The organism is Bacillus sp. P4_D3, from assembly GCF_056401855.1.
In genome coordinates this window covers 1-15,340 of sequence record NZ_JBFUIN010000059.1, presented here as the reverse complement: position 1 = coordinate 15,340, position 15,340 = coordinate 1, and the positions used below count along the sequence as shown (strand labels likewise).

Annotated in this window: 16 protein-coding genes, 1 tRNA gene, 3 rRNA genes, 1 other RNA gene and 1 other annotated feature; of the genes, 17 read left to right on the top strand and 4 right to left on the bottom strand. The window is 37.4% G+C overall.

Translation table 11 applies throughout. The annotated features are described in order from the left end of the window. Together AC1DTM_RS10460 and rrf are read left to right on the top strand one after the other, a co-directional pair. Positions 1–124 (top strand): 23S ribosomal RNA (locus AC1DTM_RS10460); the annotation flags it as partial. A gap of 50 nt (positions 125–174) precedes the next feature. Then, positions 175–290 (top strand): 5S ribosomal RNA (gene rrf / locus AC1DTM_RS10455). A gap of 35 nt (positions 291–325) precedes the next feature. Here the strand turns inward: rrf and AC1DTM_RS10450 are convergent. Beyond that, entirely contained in the window at positions 326–1,327 is a 1,002-nt protein-coding gene (locus tag AC1DTM_RS10450) for a YaaC family protein (protein ID WP_016106805.1), read from the bottom strand. Positions 1,328–1,442: 115 nt separating this feature from the next. Here AC1DTM_RS10450 and guaB point away from each other — a divergent pair, with 115 nt between their 5' ends. The 7 genes from guaB (at position 1,443) to AC1DTM_RS10415 (ending at position 8,397) form a co-directional block, all read left to right on the top strand. Beyond that, positions 1,443–2,906 carry an IMP dehydrogenase gene (gene guaB, locus AC1DTM_RS10445; RefSeq protein WP_002159656.1) on the top strand — a complete coding sequence of 488 codons (1,464 nt, stop codon included), beginning with the start codon at positions 1,443–1,445 and terminating at the stop codon, positions 2,904–2,906. Positions 2,907–3,019: 113 nt separating this feature from the next. Beyond that, the gene (locus tag AC1DTM_RS10440; RefSeq protein WP_477000212.1) at positions 3,020–4,330 is read left to right on the top strand and encodes a D-alanyl-D-alanine carboxypeptidase family protein; all 1,311 of its coding nucleotides are present in this window, start codon (positions 3,020–3,022) and stop codon (positions 4,328–4,330) included. Positions 4,331–4,490: 160 nt separating this feature from the next. Then, complete coding sequence (gene pdxS, locus AC1DTM_RS10435) at positions 4,491–5,378, top strand: pyridoxal 5'-phosphate synthase lyase subunit PdxS (protein WP_002151929.1); 888 nt, start codon at positions 4,491–4,493, stop codon at positions 5,376–5,378. Positions 5,379–5,396: 18 nt separating this feature from the next. After that, complete coding sequence (pdxT, locus tag AC1DTM_RS10430) at positions 5,397–5,987, top strand: pyridoxal 5'-phosphate synthase glutaminase subunit PdxT (RefSeq protein WP_016106807.1); 591 nt, start codon at positions 5,397–5,399, stop codon at positions 5,985–5,987. A 54-nt stretch (positions 5,988–6,041) separates the two neighbouring features. Beyond that, positions 6,042–6,262 (top strand) — a binding site (T-box leader). Positions 6,263–6,313: 51 nt separating this feature from the next. Next, on the top strand, positions 6,314–7,588 hold the full coding sequence (serS, locus tag AC1DTM_RS10425) for a serine--tRNA ligase (protein WP_002009617.1): 1,275 nt from the start codon (positions 6,314–6,316) through the stop codon (positions 7,586–7,588). Positions 7,589–7,742: 154 nt separating this feature from the next. Further along, positions 7,743–7,835 (top strand) — tRNA-Ser (locus AC1DTM_RS10420). A 166-nt stretch (positions 7,836–8,001) separates the two neighbouring features. Next, on the top strand, positions 8,002–8,397 hold the full coding sequence (locus tag AC1DTM_RS10415) for a sigma factor-like helix-turn-helix DNA-binding protein (protein WP_002107271.1): 396 nt from the start codon (positions 8,002–8,004) through the stop codon (positions 8,395–8,397). A gap of 35 nt (positions 8,398–8,432) precedes the next feature. Here AC1DTM_RS10415 and AC1DTM_RS10410 read toward each other — a convergent pair whose 3' ends face one another. From AC1DTM_RS10410 to AC1DTM_RS10400, 3 genes are all read right to left on the bottom strand, one after another. Further along, positions 8,433–9,101 (bottom strand): deoxynucleoside kinase, encoded by a 669-nt coding sequence (locus tag AC1DTM_RS10410; RefSeq protein ID WP_016106808.1) that lies wholly within the window; start codon positions 9,099–9,101, stop codon positions 8,433–8,435. Between the two features lie 2 nt (positions 9,102–9,103). Continuing rightward, complete coding sequence (locus AC1DTM_RS10405; protein ID WP_002159650.1) at positions 9,104–9,739, bottom strand: deoxynucleoside kinase; 636 nt, start codon at positions 9,737–9,739, stop codon at positions 9,104–9,106. 123 nt (positions 9,740–9,862) lie between these two features. Beyond that, positions 9,863–10,402, bottom strand: a complete 540-nt coding sequence (locus tag AC1DTM_RS10400; RefSeq protein WP_016106809.1) for a cysteine hydrolase family protein — start codon at positions 10,400–10,402, stop codon at positions 9,863–9,865. Between the two features lie 106 nt (positions 10,403–10,508). On the opposite strand from AC1DTM_RS10400, the gene tadA reads away from it, so the two are divergent. From tadA to AC1DTM_RS10360, 8 genes are all read left to right on the top strand, one after another. After that, a complete protein-coding gene (tadA, locus tag AC1DTM_RS10395) occupies positions 10,509–11,003 on the top strand; it encodes a tRNA adenosine(34) deaminase TadA (RefSeq protein WP_002029304.1) in 495 nt (164 codons plus the stop codon). 78 nt (positions 11,004–11,081) lie between these two features. Next, positions 11,082–11,346, top strand: an RNA gene (ffs, locus tag AC1DTM_RS10390) — signal recognition particle sRNA large type. A 132-nt stretch (positions 11,347–11,478) separates the two neighbouring features. After that, on the top strand, positions 11,479–13,167 hold the full coding sequence (gene dnaX / locus AC1DTM_RS10385) for a DNA polymerase III subunit gamma/tau (protein WP_002029302.1): 1,689 nt from the start codon (positions 11,479–11,481) through the stop codon (positions 13,165–13,167). A 25-nt stretch (positions 13,168–13,192) separates the two neighbouring features. Further along, entirely contained in the window at positions 13,193–13,519 is a 327-nt protein-coding gene (locus tag AC1DTM_RS10380) for a YbaB/EbfC family nucleoid-associated protein (protein ID WP_170935248.1), read from the top strand. A gap of 14 nt (positions 13,520–13,533) precedes the next feature. Continuing rightward, positions 13,534–14,130: a recombination protein RecR gene (recR, locus tag AC1DTM_RS10375; protein ID WP_002009629.1), complete on the top strand. Its 597-nt coding sequence runs from the start codon at positions 13,534–13,536 to the stop codon at positions 14,128–14,130. A gap of 14 nt (positions 14,131–14,144) precedes the next feature. After that, positions 14,145–14,366, top strand: a complete 222-nt coding sequence (locus tag AC1DTM_RS10370; RefSeq protein WP_477000211.1) for a YaaL family protein — start codon at positions 14,145–14,147, stop codon at positions 14,364–14,366. A 262-nt stretch (positions 14,367–14,628) separates the two neighbouring features. After that, on the top strand, positions 14,629–14,904 hold the full coding sequence (locus AC1DTM_RS10365) for a pro-sigmaK processing inhibitor BofA family protein (RefSeq protein WP_477000210.1): 276 nt from the start codon (positions 14,629–14,631) through the stop codon (positions 14,902–14,904). 219 nt (positions 14,905–15,123) lie between these two features. Next, a 16S ribosomal RNA gene (locus AC1DTM_RS10360) occupies positions 15,124–15,340 on the top strand; the annotation flags it as partial.

Sequence of the window (15,340 nt, the reverse complement as noted above, 5' to 3'; positions counted from 1 at the left end):
AGATGAGATTTCCCATAGCGTAAGCTAGTAAGATCCCTGAAAGATGATCAGGTTGATAGGTTCGAGGTGGAAGCATGGTGACATGTGGAGCTGACGAATACTAATAGATCGAGGACTTAACCATATAATATGAAGCAAATGTTATCTAGTTTTGAAGGAATAYACCTTCAATAGTTTGGTGATGATGGCAGAGAGGTCACACCCGTTCCCATACCGAACACGGAAGTTAAGCTCTCTAGCGCCGATGGTAGTTGGGACCTTGTCCCTGTGAGAGTAGGACGTCGCCAAGCAAGATAAAAACACAAGTCTTTTGACTTGTGTTTTTTTATTTCCCATGAAATAGGTTGGATTCCTGTAGTAAAAATGCTGAAATATAGTAAGGGATTTTTTGAGCAGAAATATTGAGAAACTGATAAATAAATGGATAATCTTCAGATCCATAGCTTCCAAGTAAGTCATACCACCAATCTGTTTCATACCTCGAAATCATACTTAAATTATAGAGCAATAAATAATGAACAAGGAGCTCAGGCAACACTGGCTTAGAGTTTCTAGGGTCGTTCGTAAGTGGTAAATAATAAGTATCAGCAAGATACTCGTAGTATAAAGGTGTGCTATACATAGGATTCCATGATTGAATAGGTGCTGAAAAAAACACATTTAATTCATTATTTTTCTCAGGTACGTGTTGTATTGATAAATGCTTACAAGCTGTTTCGATGTAACGAGAAAATCTCTCTTTAGTCATATGTAGTCGATCTAGTATGTTGACTGAAAAGGAGAGCTCATTTTTATTTGTTGAATCGATTTTATATAATGTTGTTCCTTTTTGACTATAGCGAAATAAATGTTGTAACTCAGGGATTTTCCCCATTAACTCTAACATATTAAACTTTTCTGTTTCCAAGTGTTTCATGTGAAACAGTTGTTCTGCAGCGTGAGTAAATAGTCCGTTTTTCTGTATTTTCACCTCATCTTCTAAAAATTGATATCCTTGTTTTTTTCGTTTACGGGTTGTCACTCCATGTGCTAAAACAGTTGTTGATTCTGGATAGTTGGGATTAATAGTTAATAAACAAGCTTTAAAAAGTTGTCCCATTCCATAAAATAACAGCATTGGCTGAATGGAAAATGGCGCTGTTTTATATAATTCATAATAATTTTTACCGTGTTCTAAGTAATAAATAAATGGATAACAATTTTCAAAACCTTTTTTTTCGGCATCCTGAATCGAGGATTTTTCATAACAACGGGCAAGATAATGTTGTACGTTTTGAGATGAAAAGAAGAAACTTAATTGCTGCCAAGCACAAGGTGTATGATGCATATATTACGCTCCTTTTATTGTCTAAAAATTCTAACATATTCATACTTTCTTGACAGTATTTTAACCAATTGATAAGCTACTAATAATAATTTCTGGTATTATGGGGGGAACAATTATGTGGGAATCTAAATTTGTTAAAGAAGGTTTGACTTTTGATGATGTATTACTTGTACCAGCAAAGTCAGATATATTACCAAGAGAAGTAAGTGTTAAAACAGTTTTATCTGAAAGCTTACAGTTAAACATCCCGTTAATTAGTGCAGGAATGGATACAGTAACAGAAGCTGATATGGCTATTGCAATGGCTCGTCAAGGCGGTTTAGGAATCATCCATAAGAATATGTCTATTGAGCATCAGGCAGAGCAAGTTGACAAAGTAAAGCGCTCTGAAAGCGGCGTTATTTCAGATCCATTCTTTTTAACTCCAGAACATCAAGTATATGATGCGGAACATCTTATGGGAAAATACCGCATCTCAGGTGTACCAGTTGTAAATAATTTAGATGAGCGAAAATTAGTTGGTATTATTACAAACCGTGATATGCGCTTCATCCAAGACTACTCAATCAAAATTTCTGACGTAATGACAAAAGAACAGTTAATTACAGCCCCAGTTGGTACTACACTAGGAGAAGCTGAAAAGATCCTACAAAAGTATAAAATTGAAAAGCTTCCTCTTGTTGATAATAGCGGTGTATTACAAGGGCTTATTACAATAAAAGATATTGAAAAAGTAATTGAATTTCCAAACTCTGCAAAGGATAAGCAAGGACGCTTATTGGTTGGAGCAGCAGTTGGTGTAACAGCTGATGCAATGCTTCGTATCGATGCATTAGTAAAAGCGAGTGTAGATGCAATTGTACTTGATACAGCTCATGGACATTCTCAAGGTGTTATTGAAAAAGTAAAAGAAGTTCGCGCAAAATATCCAGCGCTGAATATTATTGCTGGAAATGTTGCTACAGCTGAAGCAACGAAAGCATTAATTGAAGCTGGTGCAAATGTAGTTAAAGTTGGTATTGGACCAGGTTCTATTTGTACAACGCGTGTTGTAGCTGGAGTTGGTGTACCACAATTAACAGCAGTTTATGATTGTGCAACTGAAGCTCGTAAACATGGTATTCCAGTTATTGCAGATGGCGGTGTTAAGTACTCTGGTGATATGGTTAAAGCTTTAGCGGCAGGGGCACACGTTGTTATGCTAGGTAGTATGTTCGCTGGTGTAGCTGAAAGCCCTGGAGAAACTGAAATTTACCAAGGCCGTCAATTTAAAGTATATCGTGGTATGGGTTCTGTTGGAGCAATGGAAAAAGGAAGTAAAGATCGCTACTTCCAAGAAGGAAACAAAAAGCTTGTTCCAGAAGGTATTGAAGGACGAGTACCATATAAAGGACCTTTAGCAGATACAGTTCATCAATTAGTTGGTGGATTACGTGCAGGTATGGGATACTGCGGAGCACAGAATTTAGAATTCTTACGTGAGAATGCGCAGTTCATTCGTATGTCAGGTGCTGGTTTACGTGAAAGCCATCCTCATCACGTACAGATTACAAAAGAGGCTCCAAACTACTCATTATAATGTCTTATATGTAAATAGACGGAGATTTGATATCTCTGTCTATTTTTTTTTGATTATGTTAGAATAACGGTTATGTGAGTACAWAGWTATTGGRGGTARCARAAGTGAAAGGTATGTTTTGCAARAGATTCATTGCRWTRGTAACAGTGCTTACAATAGCTTGTAGCATGCTTGTACCATATAGCAATGCATCAGCAGAAACAGGAGCCGCTTTAAACATTGAAGCAGGTGCGGCAATTTTAGTAGAAGCGAATTCTGGGAAGATTTTATATCAAAAAAATGCAGATGAGTTATTATCAATTGCTAGTATGACAAAAATGATGAGTGAATACCTAGTGAACGAGGCTGTTGCGAAAGGGAAACTWAAATGGGATCAAAAAGTTAARRTTTCYGAATATGCRTATARSATTTCGCAAGATCGYTCATTATCGAATGTGCCTCTACGAAACGGTGAGTCTTATACAGTAAAAGAGCTATACGAAGCAATGGCAATTTATTCTGCTAATGGTGCAACAATAGCGTTAGCTGAAGCAGTTGCTGGAAAAGAAGTAGACTTTGTAAAAATGATGAATGATAAATCGAAAGAGTTTGGATTAAAAAATTATAAGTTTGTAAATTCTACGGGCTTAACGAACAAAGATTTAAAAGGACACCATCCTGAAGGGACAACTCCAGATGAAGAAAATAAAATGTCTGCRAGAGATKTMGCAATTTTAGCACAACGTCTTATTCAAGATTTCCCKAAAAYATTAGAYAYAGCAAAAATTTCAAAAAAAGTATTCCGTGAAGGTACTCCGGATCGGATCGAAATGCCTAACTGGAACTGGATGTTAAAAGGGTTAATTAAGGAATATGAAGGCGTAGATGGTCTGAAAACAGGATCAACTCCAGAAGCAGGAGATTGTTTCACTGGTACGATTGAAAGAAATGGTATGCGTTTCATTTCTGTAGTTATTAAAACAAAATCTCATACAGCAAGATTTGATGAGACAAAGAAATTATATGATTATGGCTTTGCTAACTTTGAAATGAAGAAAATGTATGAAAAAGGTTCTTCGGTTAAAGGAAAAGAAACAGTAAGAGTTGAAAATGCGAAAGATAAAGATGTAGCAGTTCAAACGAAGCAAGCTGTTTCAGTTCCGGTGCCAAAGGGAAGTAAAGACTTTTATAAAACAGAATTTAAAGAAGGAAATAAGGGACAAGAAGCACCTATGAAAAAAGGAGTTGCACTTGGCCAAATGGTTGTAACGTCTAAAGATAGTAATGACCCTGGATTTTTATCAGGAAAATCATTACAAGTAGACCTTGTAACAAAGTCTGAAGTAGAAGAGGCAGGCTGGTTCACACGTTCTATGCGCGGAATTGGTTCTTTCTTTAGTGGTATGTGGAATAGTGCTGTTGATACAGTAAAAGGTTGGTTTTAAAAGCTCCTCATTGTAGGAGCTTTTTCTTATTCCTATTTTTCATACCGACTTTATGAAAAAGTAGTGGACAAGCATCAGATAGTTAGTGGTAGAATGTAAGATTATTCTTAATTTTCTTCTTTAACGGGGGAAAGCAATTCACCTAGGGGGGTTTTTGTACATGACAAATGTAACAGGGACAGAACGTGTAAAACGTGGAATGGCAGAAATGCAAAAAGGCGGCGTTATTATGGACGTAGTTAACGCTGAGCAAGCAAGGATTGCAGAAGAGGCAGGCGCAGTTGCTGTTATGGCATTAGAGCGTGTACCTGCAGATATTCGTGCAGTAGGTGGCGTTTCTCGTATGGCAGATCCAACAATTGTTGAAGAAGTTATGGGTGCTGTGTCAATTCCGGTTATGGCAAAATGCCGTATCGGTCACCTTGTAGAAGCACGTGTATTAGAATCATTAGGGGTAGACTATATCGATGAGAGTGAAGTATTAACTCCTGCTGATGAAGTATACCATTTAAATAAACGTGATTACACAGTTCCGTTTGTATGTGGTTGCCGTGATATCGGAGAAGCTGCACGTCGTATTGCAGAAGGTGCATCTATGCTTCGTACAAAAGGTGAGCCTGGAACAGGAAACATTGTAGAGGCAGTGCGTCATATGCGCCAAGTCAATGCAGAAATCCGTCAAGTTGCGAGTCTACGTGAAGATGAGTTAATGACATATGCAAAAAATACTGGTGCTCCTTATGAAGTACTACTTGAAATTAAACGCCTTGGTCGTTTACCAGTTGTAAACTTTGCAGCAGGTGGTGTAGCAACACCAGCAGATGCAGCGTTAATGATGCAACTTGGTGCTGATGGTGTATTTGTTGGATCTGGTATCTTCAAATCAGAAAACCCAGAGAAATTTGCACGTGCAATCGTTGAAGCAACGACTCATTATGAAGATTACGAACTAATTGCAAGCCTTTCTAAAGGATTAGGTAATGCAATGAAAGGTGTCGAAATTTCAACGTTATTACCAGAACAACGCATGCAAGAGCGTGGATGGTAATTAAAGGAGATCTTTAAAATGGTGAAAATCGGTGTGCTAGGTCTTCAAGGTGCTGTTCGTGAGCATGTGAAATCAGTTGAAGCAAGTGGTGCAGAAGCTGTTGTTGTAAAGCGTATAGAACAACTTGAAGAAATTGATGGTCTTATTTTACCAGGCGGTGAAAGTACAACAATGCGCCGTCTTATTGATAAGTATGCTTTCATGGAGCCTCTTCGTACATTTGCGAGGTCTGGTAAACCAATGTTTGGTACATGTGCAGGAATGATTCTTCTTGCGAAAACACTTATTGGCTATGAAGAAGCACATATTGGTGCTATGGATATTACGGTTGAGCGCAATGCGTTCGGACGCCAAAAAGATAGTTTTGAAGCTGCACTTTCAATGAAGGGTGTGGGAGAAGACTTTGTTGGTGTATTTATCCGTGCTCCGTATGTTGTAAATGTAGCTGATGATGTTGAAGTACTTTCTACACATGGCGATCGAATGGTAGCGGTAAGACAATGTCAGTTTTTAGCTGCTTCTTTCCACCCAGAATTAACGGATGATCACCGTGTAACAGCATACTTTGTAGAGATGGTAAAAGAAGCGAAAATGAAAAAAGTTGTATAAGTAACTTGCAACTTGTATAAGATTATAGTAAATTGATGGTAACAATTTTATAAAATAAGCGTGTTGATAGGAAGTAGTAACAAATGTTGTTTCTTATAGAGAGTCGATGGTTGGTGGAAATCGATAGAAACAGTTTGTGAATCCATCCTGGAATGGAATGTGGAATATCTTTTGATTAGTAAGCATTCCCGGTGAAGAGCCGTTATTTCTACTTGAGAGGAAAGCGGTAATGCTTTCAACTAGGGTGGCAACGCGGGTTAACTTCCGTCCCTTTGTATAGGGACGGGAGTTTTTTGTGTTTTATAAAATAAAAGGAGGAGTATATAATGCTTGATATTAAATTTTTACGTACAAATTTTGAAGAAGTAAAAGCAAAATTACAGCATAGAGGCGAAGATTTAACGGATTTTGGTCGCTTTGAAGAACTTGATACGAGAAGAAGAGAGCTACTTGTTCAAACTGAAGAACTAAAAAGTAAGCGTAACGAAGTATCTCAACAAATTTCAGTATTAAAGCGTGAAAAGAAAGATGCGGAAGCTCTAATTCTAGAAATGCGTGAAGTTGGGGAAAAAGTAAAAGATCTTGATAATGAGCTTCGTACAGTTGAAGAAGATTTAGAAAGATTAATGCTATCTATCCCAAATATTCCTCATGAATCTGCTCCAATAGGTGAAACAGAGGATGATAACGTAGTAGCACGTACTTGGGGAGAAGTGAAAGAATTTACTTATGAGCCAAAACCACATTGGGACCTTGCTACTGATTTAGGGATTTTAGATTTTGAACGTGCTGGGAAAGTAACAGGAAGCCGATTTGTATTTTACAAAGGTGCTGGTGCAAGATTAGAACGTGCTTTGATTAGCTTTATGCTTGACCTTCATACTGATGAGCATGGATATGAGGAAGTATTGCCTCCTTATATGGTAAACCGTGCAAGTATGACAGGAACAGGACAACTTCCGAAGTTTGAAGAAGATGCATTCCGTATTGAAAGTGAAGATTATTTCCTAATCCCAACAGCTGAAGTACCTGTAACGAATATGCATCGTGATGAGATTGTGAGTAAAGAGCAATTGCCGATACGATATGCTGCGTTTAGCTCATGCTTCCGTTCTGAAGCAGGTTCAGCTGGTCGTGATACACGTGGTTTAATTCGCCAACACCAATTTAATAAAGTTGAACTTGTGAAGTTCGTGAAACCAGAAGATTCTTACGAAGAGTTAGAAAAATTAACAAATGATGCAGAGCGCGTGTTACAATTATTAGAGTTGCCATATCGCGTTATGAGCATGTGTACAGGAGATTTAGGATTTACAGCAGCGAAGAAATATGATATTGAAGTATGGATTCCAAGCTATGGTACATATCGTGAAATTTCTTCTTGTAGTAATTTTGAGGCATTCCAAGCGAGACGCGCGAATATCCGTTTCCGTCGTGAGCCAAATGGCAAACCGGAACATGTTCATACACTAAATGGATCTGGTCTTGCAATTGGACGTACAGTGGCAGCTATTTTAGAGAACTATCAACAAGAAGATGGTACAATTATAATTCCAGAAGTTCTTCGCCCTTATATGGGAGGAAAAACAGTTATTAAATAAGTTAAAACATTCATCGGTATGAGTGATTGGTAATTATGGACGTTGTCAGCAATGTCATAAAGGAGAGGGAAAGTAAAATTTCCCTTTCCTCATAATTTATTATAGTAGGGTTGACTAACTGTTTTTCTTTTGATATTATATTTGATGTCAATATGGAGGTATACCCAAGTCTGGCTGAAGGGATCGGTCTTGAAAACCGACAGGCGGCGAGAGTCGCGCGGGGGTTCGAATCCCTCTACCTCCTCCAGATATAATTGACAACAGCGCATATAAGTGGAGATTGGAGAACTCGTTACCAACACGTAACGAGTTTTTATTTTAAAACCAATCATAAAGTATGATGTAAGGATATAGTGTCCTTATTACACACTCATATTCCGATGATTATCTTCATAGATATGAAAGGAGTTAACATGGATCTTATTATACAAACGTTTCCTTTAGATGGAAAAACTTTATATTATGTACAATGTCCTGTCTGTAAGAACAATAGAATTTTAAACAGTGGTGCAAATGTGTCGCGCATTATAAGTGATGATACATTCCGTAAGCTTTGTGGTTGCACTTGTGATGTAAAACAGGTTGCAAAAAAAGTAGAGGTGCCAAAAGAAGCTGAAAAACCAGCTGTGCAAAAAGAAGTAACTCCAAAACGTACAGGGAAATTACTAACAGCAGTAATTAACGGGAAAGAAATGACCGTTAAAGAGATTGCTGAAACATATGATATTAGTACGAGTACTGTTCGTCAGCGTATTAATGCTGGAAAGCCAGAGAGTGAAATTATTGCTCCAACGAAAAAGAAAAAGTAATTTCATAGGAAAACCCGTGCATATGCACGGGTTTTTTATTTTACAAGTTTACGTGTTTGTTTTAAAAAATGTCCAATTTTTTTAATGATTGGTTCGACTGAATCGCCATCTTTTAAAATATCGTATTCATTAATGTTTAATCGTAAAATAGGGCATGAATTAAAGTTATTAATCCAGTTATCGTAACGTCCATGCATCTCTTTCCAATACTCGATTGGTGTTTGCTGCTCCATTGGACGTCCTCGTTCTTGAATACGATCGACAATATCATCAAACGAACCTTCTAGGTAAATTAATAAGTCTGGATGAGGGAAGTAAGGAGTCATGACCATAGCATCAAATAAACCTTTGTATGTTTCATAATCAGTTTCAGTCATTGTACCTTTTTCGTGATGCATCTTTGCGAAAATACCAGTGTCCTCATAGATAGAACGGTCTTGAACAAAACCGCCACCATATTCGAAAATTCTTTTTTGTTCTTTAAATCGTTCTGCTAAAAAGTACACTTGTAAGTGAAAGCTCCAGCGTGTGAAATCAGCATAGAACTTGTCCAAATATGGGTTGGAATCTACTTTTTCAAAAGATGTACGATAACCTAAAGCGTTAGCTAATGCAGTTGTCATAGTGGATTTACCGACACCTACTGTTCCAGCAATAGTGATAACTGCATCATTTGGTATATCATATTTTTGCCTTAAATTCATTGTTATTTCGACTCCTTCAAGAGAGTATTTTGAAGAGCGGATAAGATGACATTTAAATCATCAGGATTTCTTACAAAATCCATATCGTCTCCATTAAATTTCAATACTGGAATATCTGGATGGTCCTTTTTGAAAGCATCCATTGCTGTTTCGTAATCTTTTGTAAGCTGTAGTAAGTAATTTGGATCCATATTTTTTTCGAATTCTCTTCCGCGCATCGCAATTCGTTTTTGTAATGTTTCTAGGCTCGCTGTTAAATAAACGATGACATTTGGTACAGGCATATCTTGCGTAAGAATGCGATAAATTTGCATGTACTTGTCATATTGAGCATCTTTTAATGTACGGGATGCAAAAATTAAATTTTTAAATATATGATAATCTGCTACTACAGGCTTCCTTTGATTCAAATACTTTATGTTAATATCCTCTAGTTGTTTGTATCTATTACAAAGAAAGAACATCTCTGTTTGAAAACTCCATTCGTCGATGTCTTCATAGAATTTTCCTAAAAAAGGATTTTCATCAACAATCTCTTTTAGTAAGTGGAGTTGCATGTGAGTTGAAAGTTCCTTCGCAAGTGAAGTTTTTCCAACACCAATTGGTCCTTCAACCGTGATAAATGGTACTCCGGTCACGCTGTTTCCTCCTTTCAATCAGTGATTTACCGTGACTACTAAAAACACAAAACAGAATTATTGTAGCACAAGAGGGGAGCGAGCGGACTAATTTGATATAAAAAGTTAGAAAATAGATATGTATTAATTAAATTCTATTTGGGATGACGGTACAATATTTGCCTTTAATGTGGCCTCCATTATTTTTAAAGCATGTTCATTATCTTGCTCGTTATTAGAAGCGATGCAATCCCGTGGTACATAAAGTGTATAATTTCTCATATGGGCATCATTAGCTGTAAAAAGGATGCATATGTTCCCGGCAATTCCTGTTAAAATGAGATTTTCGATTTTCAAATAACCTAATAAAGAATTCAAAGGTGTTTCATAAAAAGCAGAATAATGTGGTTTAATAAAAATGTAATCGTCAGTATGCGGAGCAATGGCCTCGATAATATTTTTACTATACTTATTTGTACAATGAGTGATAAGTTGATCAATATCAGATCTCCAAAGTTGATAGTGATCATTGACATAAATTATTGGATAGCCCAATGATTTCATGGTGTCCTTTAATTGTAAAATGGGGTTCTTTATAATTTCACATTTCTGTGCCAGGATGGGTCCGTGGGAGAATTGAAAATCATTAATCATATCGATAATGAGTAAGGCAGTATTTTTCATATGTAATTCCCTCTCTTTCTTCTTTAGGTTGGATTGAATTTGTAAAAGTTATCCCACCTGCAAGAAATGAAAAAGTGTATTTTATTTTTGGTGAAAGGACTATATTATGGAGCGAGATATATATTTTATGCAGTTAGCAATAGAGGAAGCGAAGAAGGCGGAGGCGATACAAGAGGTACCAATTGGTGCTGTAATTGTGCTAGATGGTGAAGTGATTAGTGTCGCACATAACTTAAGAGAAACTGAACAGAGATCAATAGCTCACGCCGAACTCTTAGCTATTGATGAAGCTTGCAAAAAATTAGGGACATGGCGTTTAGAAGATGCAACGTTATATGTAACATTAGAACCTTGCCCAATGTGTGCAGGGGGAATTGTTTTATCGCGTATAAAACGGGTTGTATATGGTGCGAGCGATCCGAAAGGTGGATGTGCAGGTACGTTGATGAATCTTTTAACTGATGAGCGTTTTAATCATCAGTGTGAAGTAGTGCCTGGTGTACTTGAAGAGGAATGTGGTACGTTGTTAACGATTTTTTTTAGGGAGCTTCGTAAGAAAAGAAAAGAAGTGAAAAAACTAGAGAAAAGTAATGGTAACTAACGTATTTGCATTTTGTAAAAAAACAAGTTATACTGATAATGCCTTATCCAAGGCAACCGAATATTGGTTTTAACTTTGCCGTGCTAAGCGGGGAGGTAGCGGTGCCCTATACTCGCAATCCGCTCTAGCGAGGCTGAATCCCTTCTCGAGGTTATGCTGCTGTAAGGTCTGCCTTAAGTAAGTGGTGTTGACGTTTGGGTCCTGCGCAACGGGACCCCGTGAACCTTGTCAGGTCCGGAAGGAAGCAGCAATAAGCGGGTTTTCTCGTGTGCCGCAGGAGTGCCTGAACCGAGCTAACTGCTTGAGTAACGCTTATGGTACGTAATCGACAGAAGGTGCACGGCAGTTATATATGTATACAAAACTCACCTTTATATAAAGGTGAGTTTTTTGTATGGAAAATAACTTTTGGAATCTATAAACAGAATGAGTTATAATAAATAAGATAATAACCTTTGAGGGAGGCCGTATTTTCGTGTCATACCAAGCGTTATACCGAACATGGAGACCGCAAAAATTCGAAGATGTAGTCGGTCAAAAGCACGTGACAAAAACGTTGCAAAATGCCCTTCTTCAAGAGAAAGCTTCACATGCTTATTTGTTTTCGGGTCCGAGGGGAACAGGGAAAACGACAATTGCAAAAGTATTTGCAAAGGCAATTAACTGTGAACACGCCCCGGTAGCTGAACCTTGTAATGAATGTCCTTCTTGTTTAGGAATTACACAAGGGTCTATTTCAGATGTATTAGAAATTGATGCGGCTTCAAATAACGGTGTAGATGAAATTCGAGATATAAGAGATAAAGTAAAATATGCTCCAAGTGCTGTAGGATATAAAGTATACATTATTGATGAAGTTCACATGCTTTCTATGGGTGCCTTTAATGCGCTTTTGAAAACTTTAGAAGAGCCGCCAGGACATGTTATTTTTATTCTGGCGACAACAGAACCGCATAAGATTCCAGCTACAATTATTTCGCGTTGTCAGCGTTTTGAGTTTCGAAAGATATCAGTAAATGATATCGTTGAGAGATTATCGACGGTCGTGACAAATGAAGGTACGCAAGTAGAAGATGAAGCGTTACAAATCGTAGCGCGTGCCGCCGAAGGTGGTATGCGTGATGCCCTCAGTCTTATTGATCAAGCTATTTCTTATAGTGATGAGACGGTGACGAGTGAAGATGTTTTAGCTGTAACAGGATCTGTATCTCAGCGATATCTGGGTGACCTGGTAGAATGTATACGTGAAAATGATGTATCAAGAGCGTTACGTATTATAGATGAGATGATGAGTAAAGGGAAAGATCCAGTTCGCTTTATGGAGGATTTCATTTACTACTATCGTGATATGCTTTTATATCAAACTTCACCACAATTAGAACATATGTTGGAACGGGTAATTGTAGATGATCAATTCCGTACGTTAAGTGAAGAAATGCAACCGGAAGTAATCTATGAAATTATTCATACCCTTAGTAAGGGACAACAGGAGATGAAGTGGACAAACCATCCAAGAATATTCTTGGAAGTTGTTATGGTGCAACTGTGTCAGCAGTTTATGATGCAAGCAAACGGCGCAGATCGTTTACAAGCGATTATGAACAGGATGCAGCAGTTGGAGAAAGAGTTAGAGCAAGTTAAAAAGAATGGCGTGCCAGCTGGTGTGCAGCAGGAAGTAAGAGAGACGCGGGCAACACCAAAACCAGTACGAACAGGAAGTATGAAAATTCCTGTTGGACGTGTGAATGAAGTGTTAAAGCAAGCGAAGCGTCAAGATTTAGAACAGTTAAAAGCTGTATGGGGCGAATTATTAGGAAGGCTCAAGTCACATAACAAAGTAGCATTTGCTGTTTTATTAGAAAATAGTGAACCAGTTGCGGCTTCGGATGATACCTATGTGTTAGCATTTCAATATGAGATTCATTGTAAAATGGCTAGTGAAAATCGAGAAGCGATGGATACATTGGAACAAACTCTTTTTGAATTGTTAAGTAAAAGGTTAAATATGATTGCTATCCCAAAAAGTGAATGGGGTAAAATTCGTGAAGACTTTTTACAACGCGAAGGCGGGGATTCTGAAGAAAGCCCAGAACAAAAAGAAGATCCTCTTATAGAAGAGGCTGTAAAATTAGTAGGGCAAGAACTTATTGAAATAAAAGAGTAATAATAATGAGGAGGAATTAATTATGATGCGTGGCGGAATGGGAAATATGAATAATATGATGAAACAAATGCAAAAGATGCAAAAAGACATGGCGAAGGCGCAAGAAGAGCTTGGCGAAAAAACAGTTGAAGGTACAGCTGGCGGCGGAATGGTTACTGTTATTGCAAATGGTCATAAGCAAGTTCTTGAAGTGAAAATTAAAGAAGAAGTTGTAGATCCAGAAGATATCGAAATGTTACAAGACTTAGTATTAGCTGCAACGAATGATGCACTTAAAAAGGTTGATGAACTTTCAAACTCTACAATGGGCAAATTTACAAAAGGCATGAACTTACCAGGTGGAATGTTCTAGGAGGATATTGATATATGCATTATCCAGAACCGATATCAAAATTAATCGATAGTTTTATGAAGTTGCCAGGAATCGGACCGAAAACAGCGGTTCGATTGGCATTCTTCGTGTTAGATATGAAAGAGGATGATGTACTAGGTTTTGCGAAAGCACTTGTGAATGCAAAGCGAGATTTAGCGTATTGTTCTGTGTGCGGACATATCACTGACCGCGATCCTTGTTATATTTGTGACGATTCGCATAGGGATCAATCGGTTGTTTGTGTAGTACAAGAGCCGAAAGATGTAATTGCGATGGAAAAAATGAAAGAATATCAAGGTGTATATCATGTTTTGCGTGGTGCCATTTCTCCAATGGAGGGAATTGGACCAGAGGATATTAATATCCCGCAGTTATTAAAGAGACTGCAAGATGAAACAGTACAAGAAGTGATATTAGCAACAAACCCTAATATTGAAGGGGAAGCTACAGCAATGTACATATCCCGCCTCTTAAAGCCAACAGGAATTAAAGTAACTCGTATTGCACATGGTCTGCCAGTTGGTGGAGATTTAGAATATGCAGATGAAGTAACACTATCGAAAGCTTTAGAAGGCCGTAGAGAGATATAAGAGGAGAAGGGAAAATGTTCTTTCAAAAAAAGGGTAAGTTGCGTAAAGAGTATGACGATAAGTTAATTGTATTATTAGAAAAGGTAAAGAATGAATGGCTACGTCAGAAGAGACTGGTTGAACAAAGTGTTGAGCCGTCTCAAGATGTACTTTGTTCTTTAAAAATAGCAGAGGCGAAATGTTTTTTCTTGTTAAAAGAAGCAAAACGTCGTCCTGTGAAAATGGAACAATGGTAAAAGGTCCTGCTTTTTAAAGTGGGACCTTTTGCTTTTTATCGATTTATTTGTGAGTAACAGGGCTACTTTATTTTGGGGATATAAAGAGGAGAAAGAAAAAGTGGGAATGGAATTAGTTGTATCTAATTGCTAGTGCTTAGAAGAAATATTACTGATTAAAGGTTATAAAGATGAAGTGGTAGGAGTTATGTTATAGATGTTCTTTTTTCTTGTCTTGTCCCATACAAATGGATATGTATAGGTCATTCATAAGGAGGAAAAAATGAATTCTACAATTATTATTGTTGGCATTCTTGCTTTGGTTTTTATTTTTCTTTTTCTTGTTTTTGGTGTTTCTGCTAAACCAATACGTTTTATAGGGAAAGCACTCTTTCATGTCACTTTAGGTATAGCGTTACTATTTATTGTGAATGTTGCAGGGACATATTTCGATTTTCATATTCCAATTAACATGGGCACAGCTACAGTATCAAGTTTATTAGGGGTGCCAGGTGTTGCTGCATTAGTGATTATTAAGCTATATATAATGCCAAGATAAATTTATTTTGGCATTTTTTAAAAAAGCGTTGACTTATCGATTAGTAATATGATAAATTAATAAGCGTCGTCAGGAACGAAAGAAAAAAGTTGTTGACAGATTCAAGTCAAAATGTTAAATTATAAAAGTCGCTGAAACGCGGCATTGAACTTTGAAAACTAAACGAAACAAACAACGTGAAACGTCAATTTTTATTTTTAGATGCTAGACAAACTAACTTTATTGGAGAGTTTGATCCTGGCTCAGGATGAACGCTGGCGGCGTGCCTAATACATGCAAGTCGAGCGAATGGATTAAGAGCTTGCTCTTATGAAGTTAGCGGCGGACGGGTGAGTAACACGTGGGTAACCTACCCATAAGACTGGGATAACTCCGGGAAACCGGGGCTAATACCGGATAATATTTTGAACTGCATAGTTCGAAATTGAAAATTGAA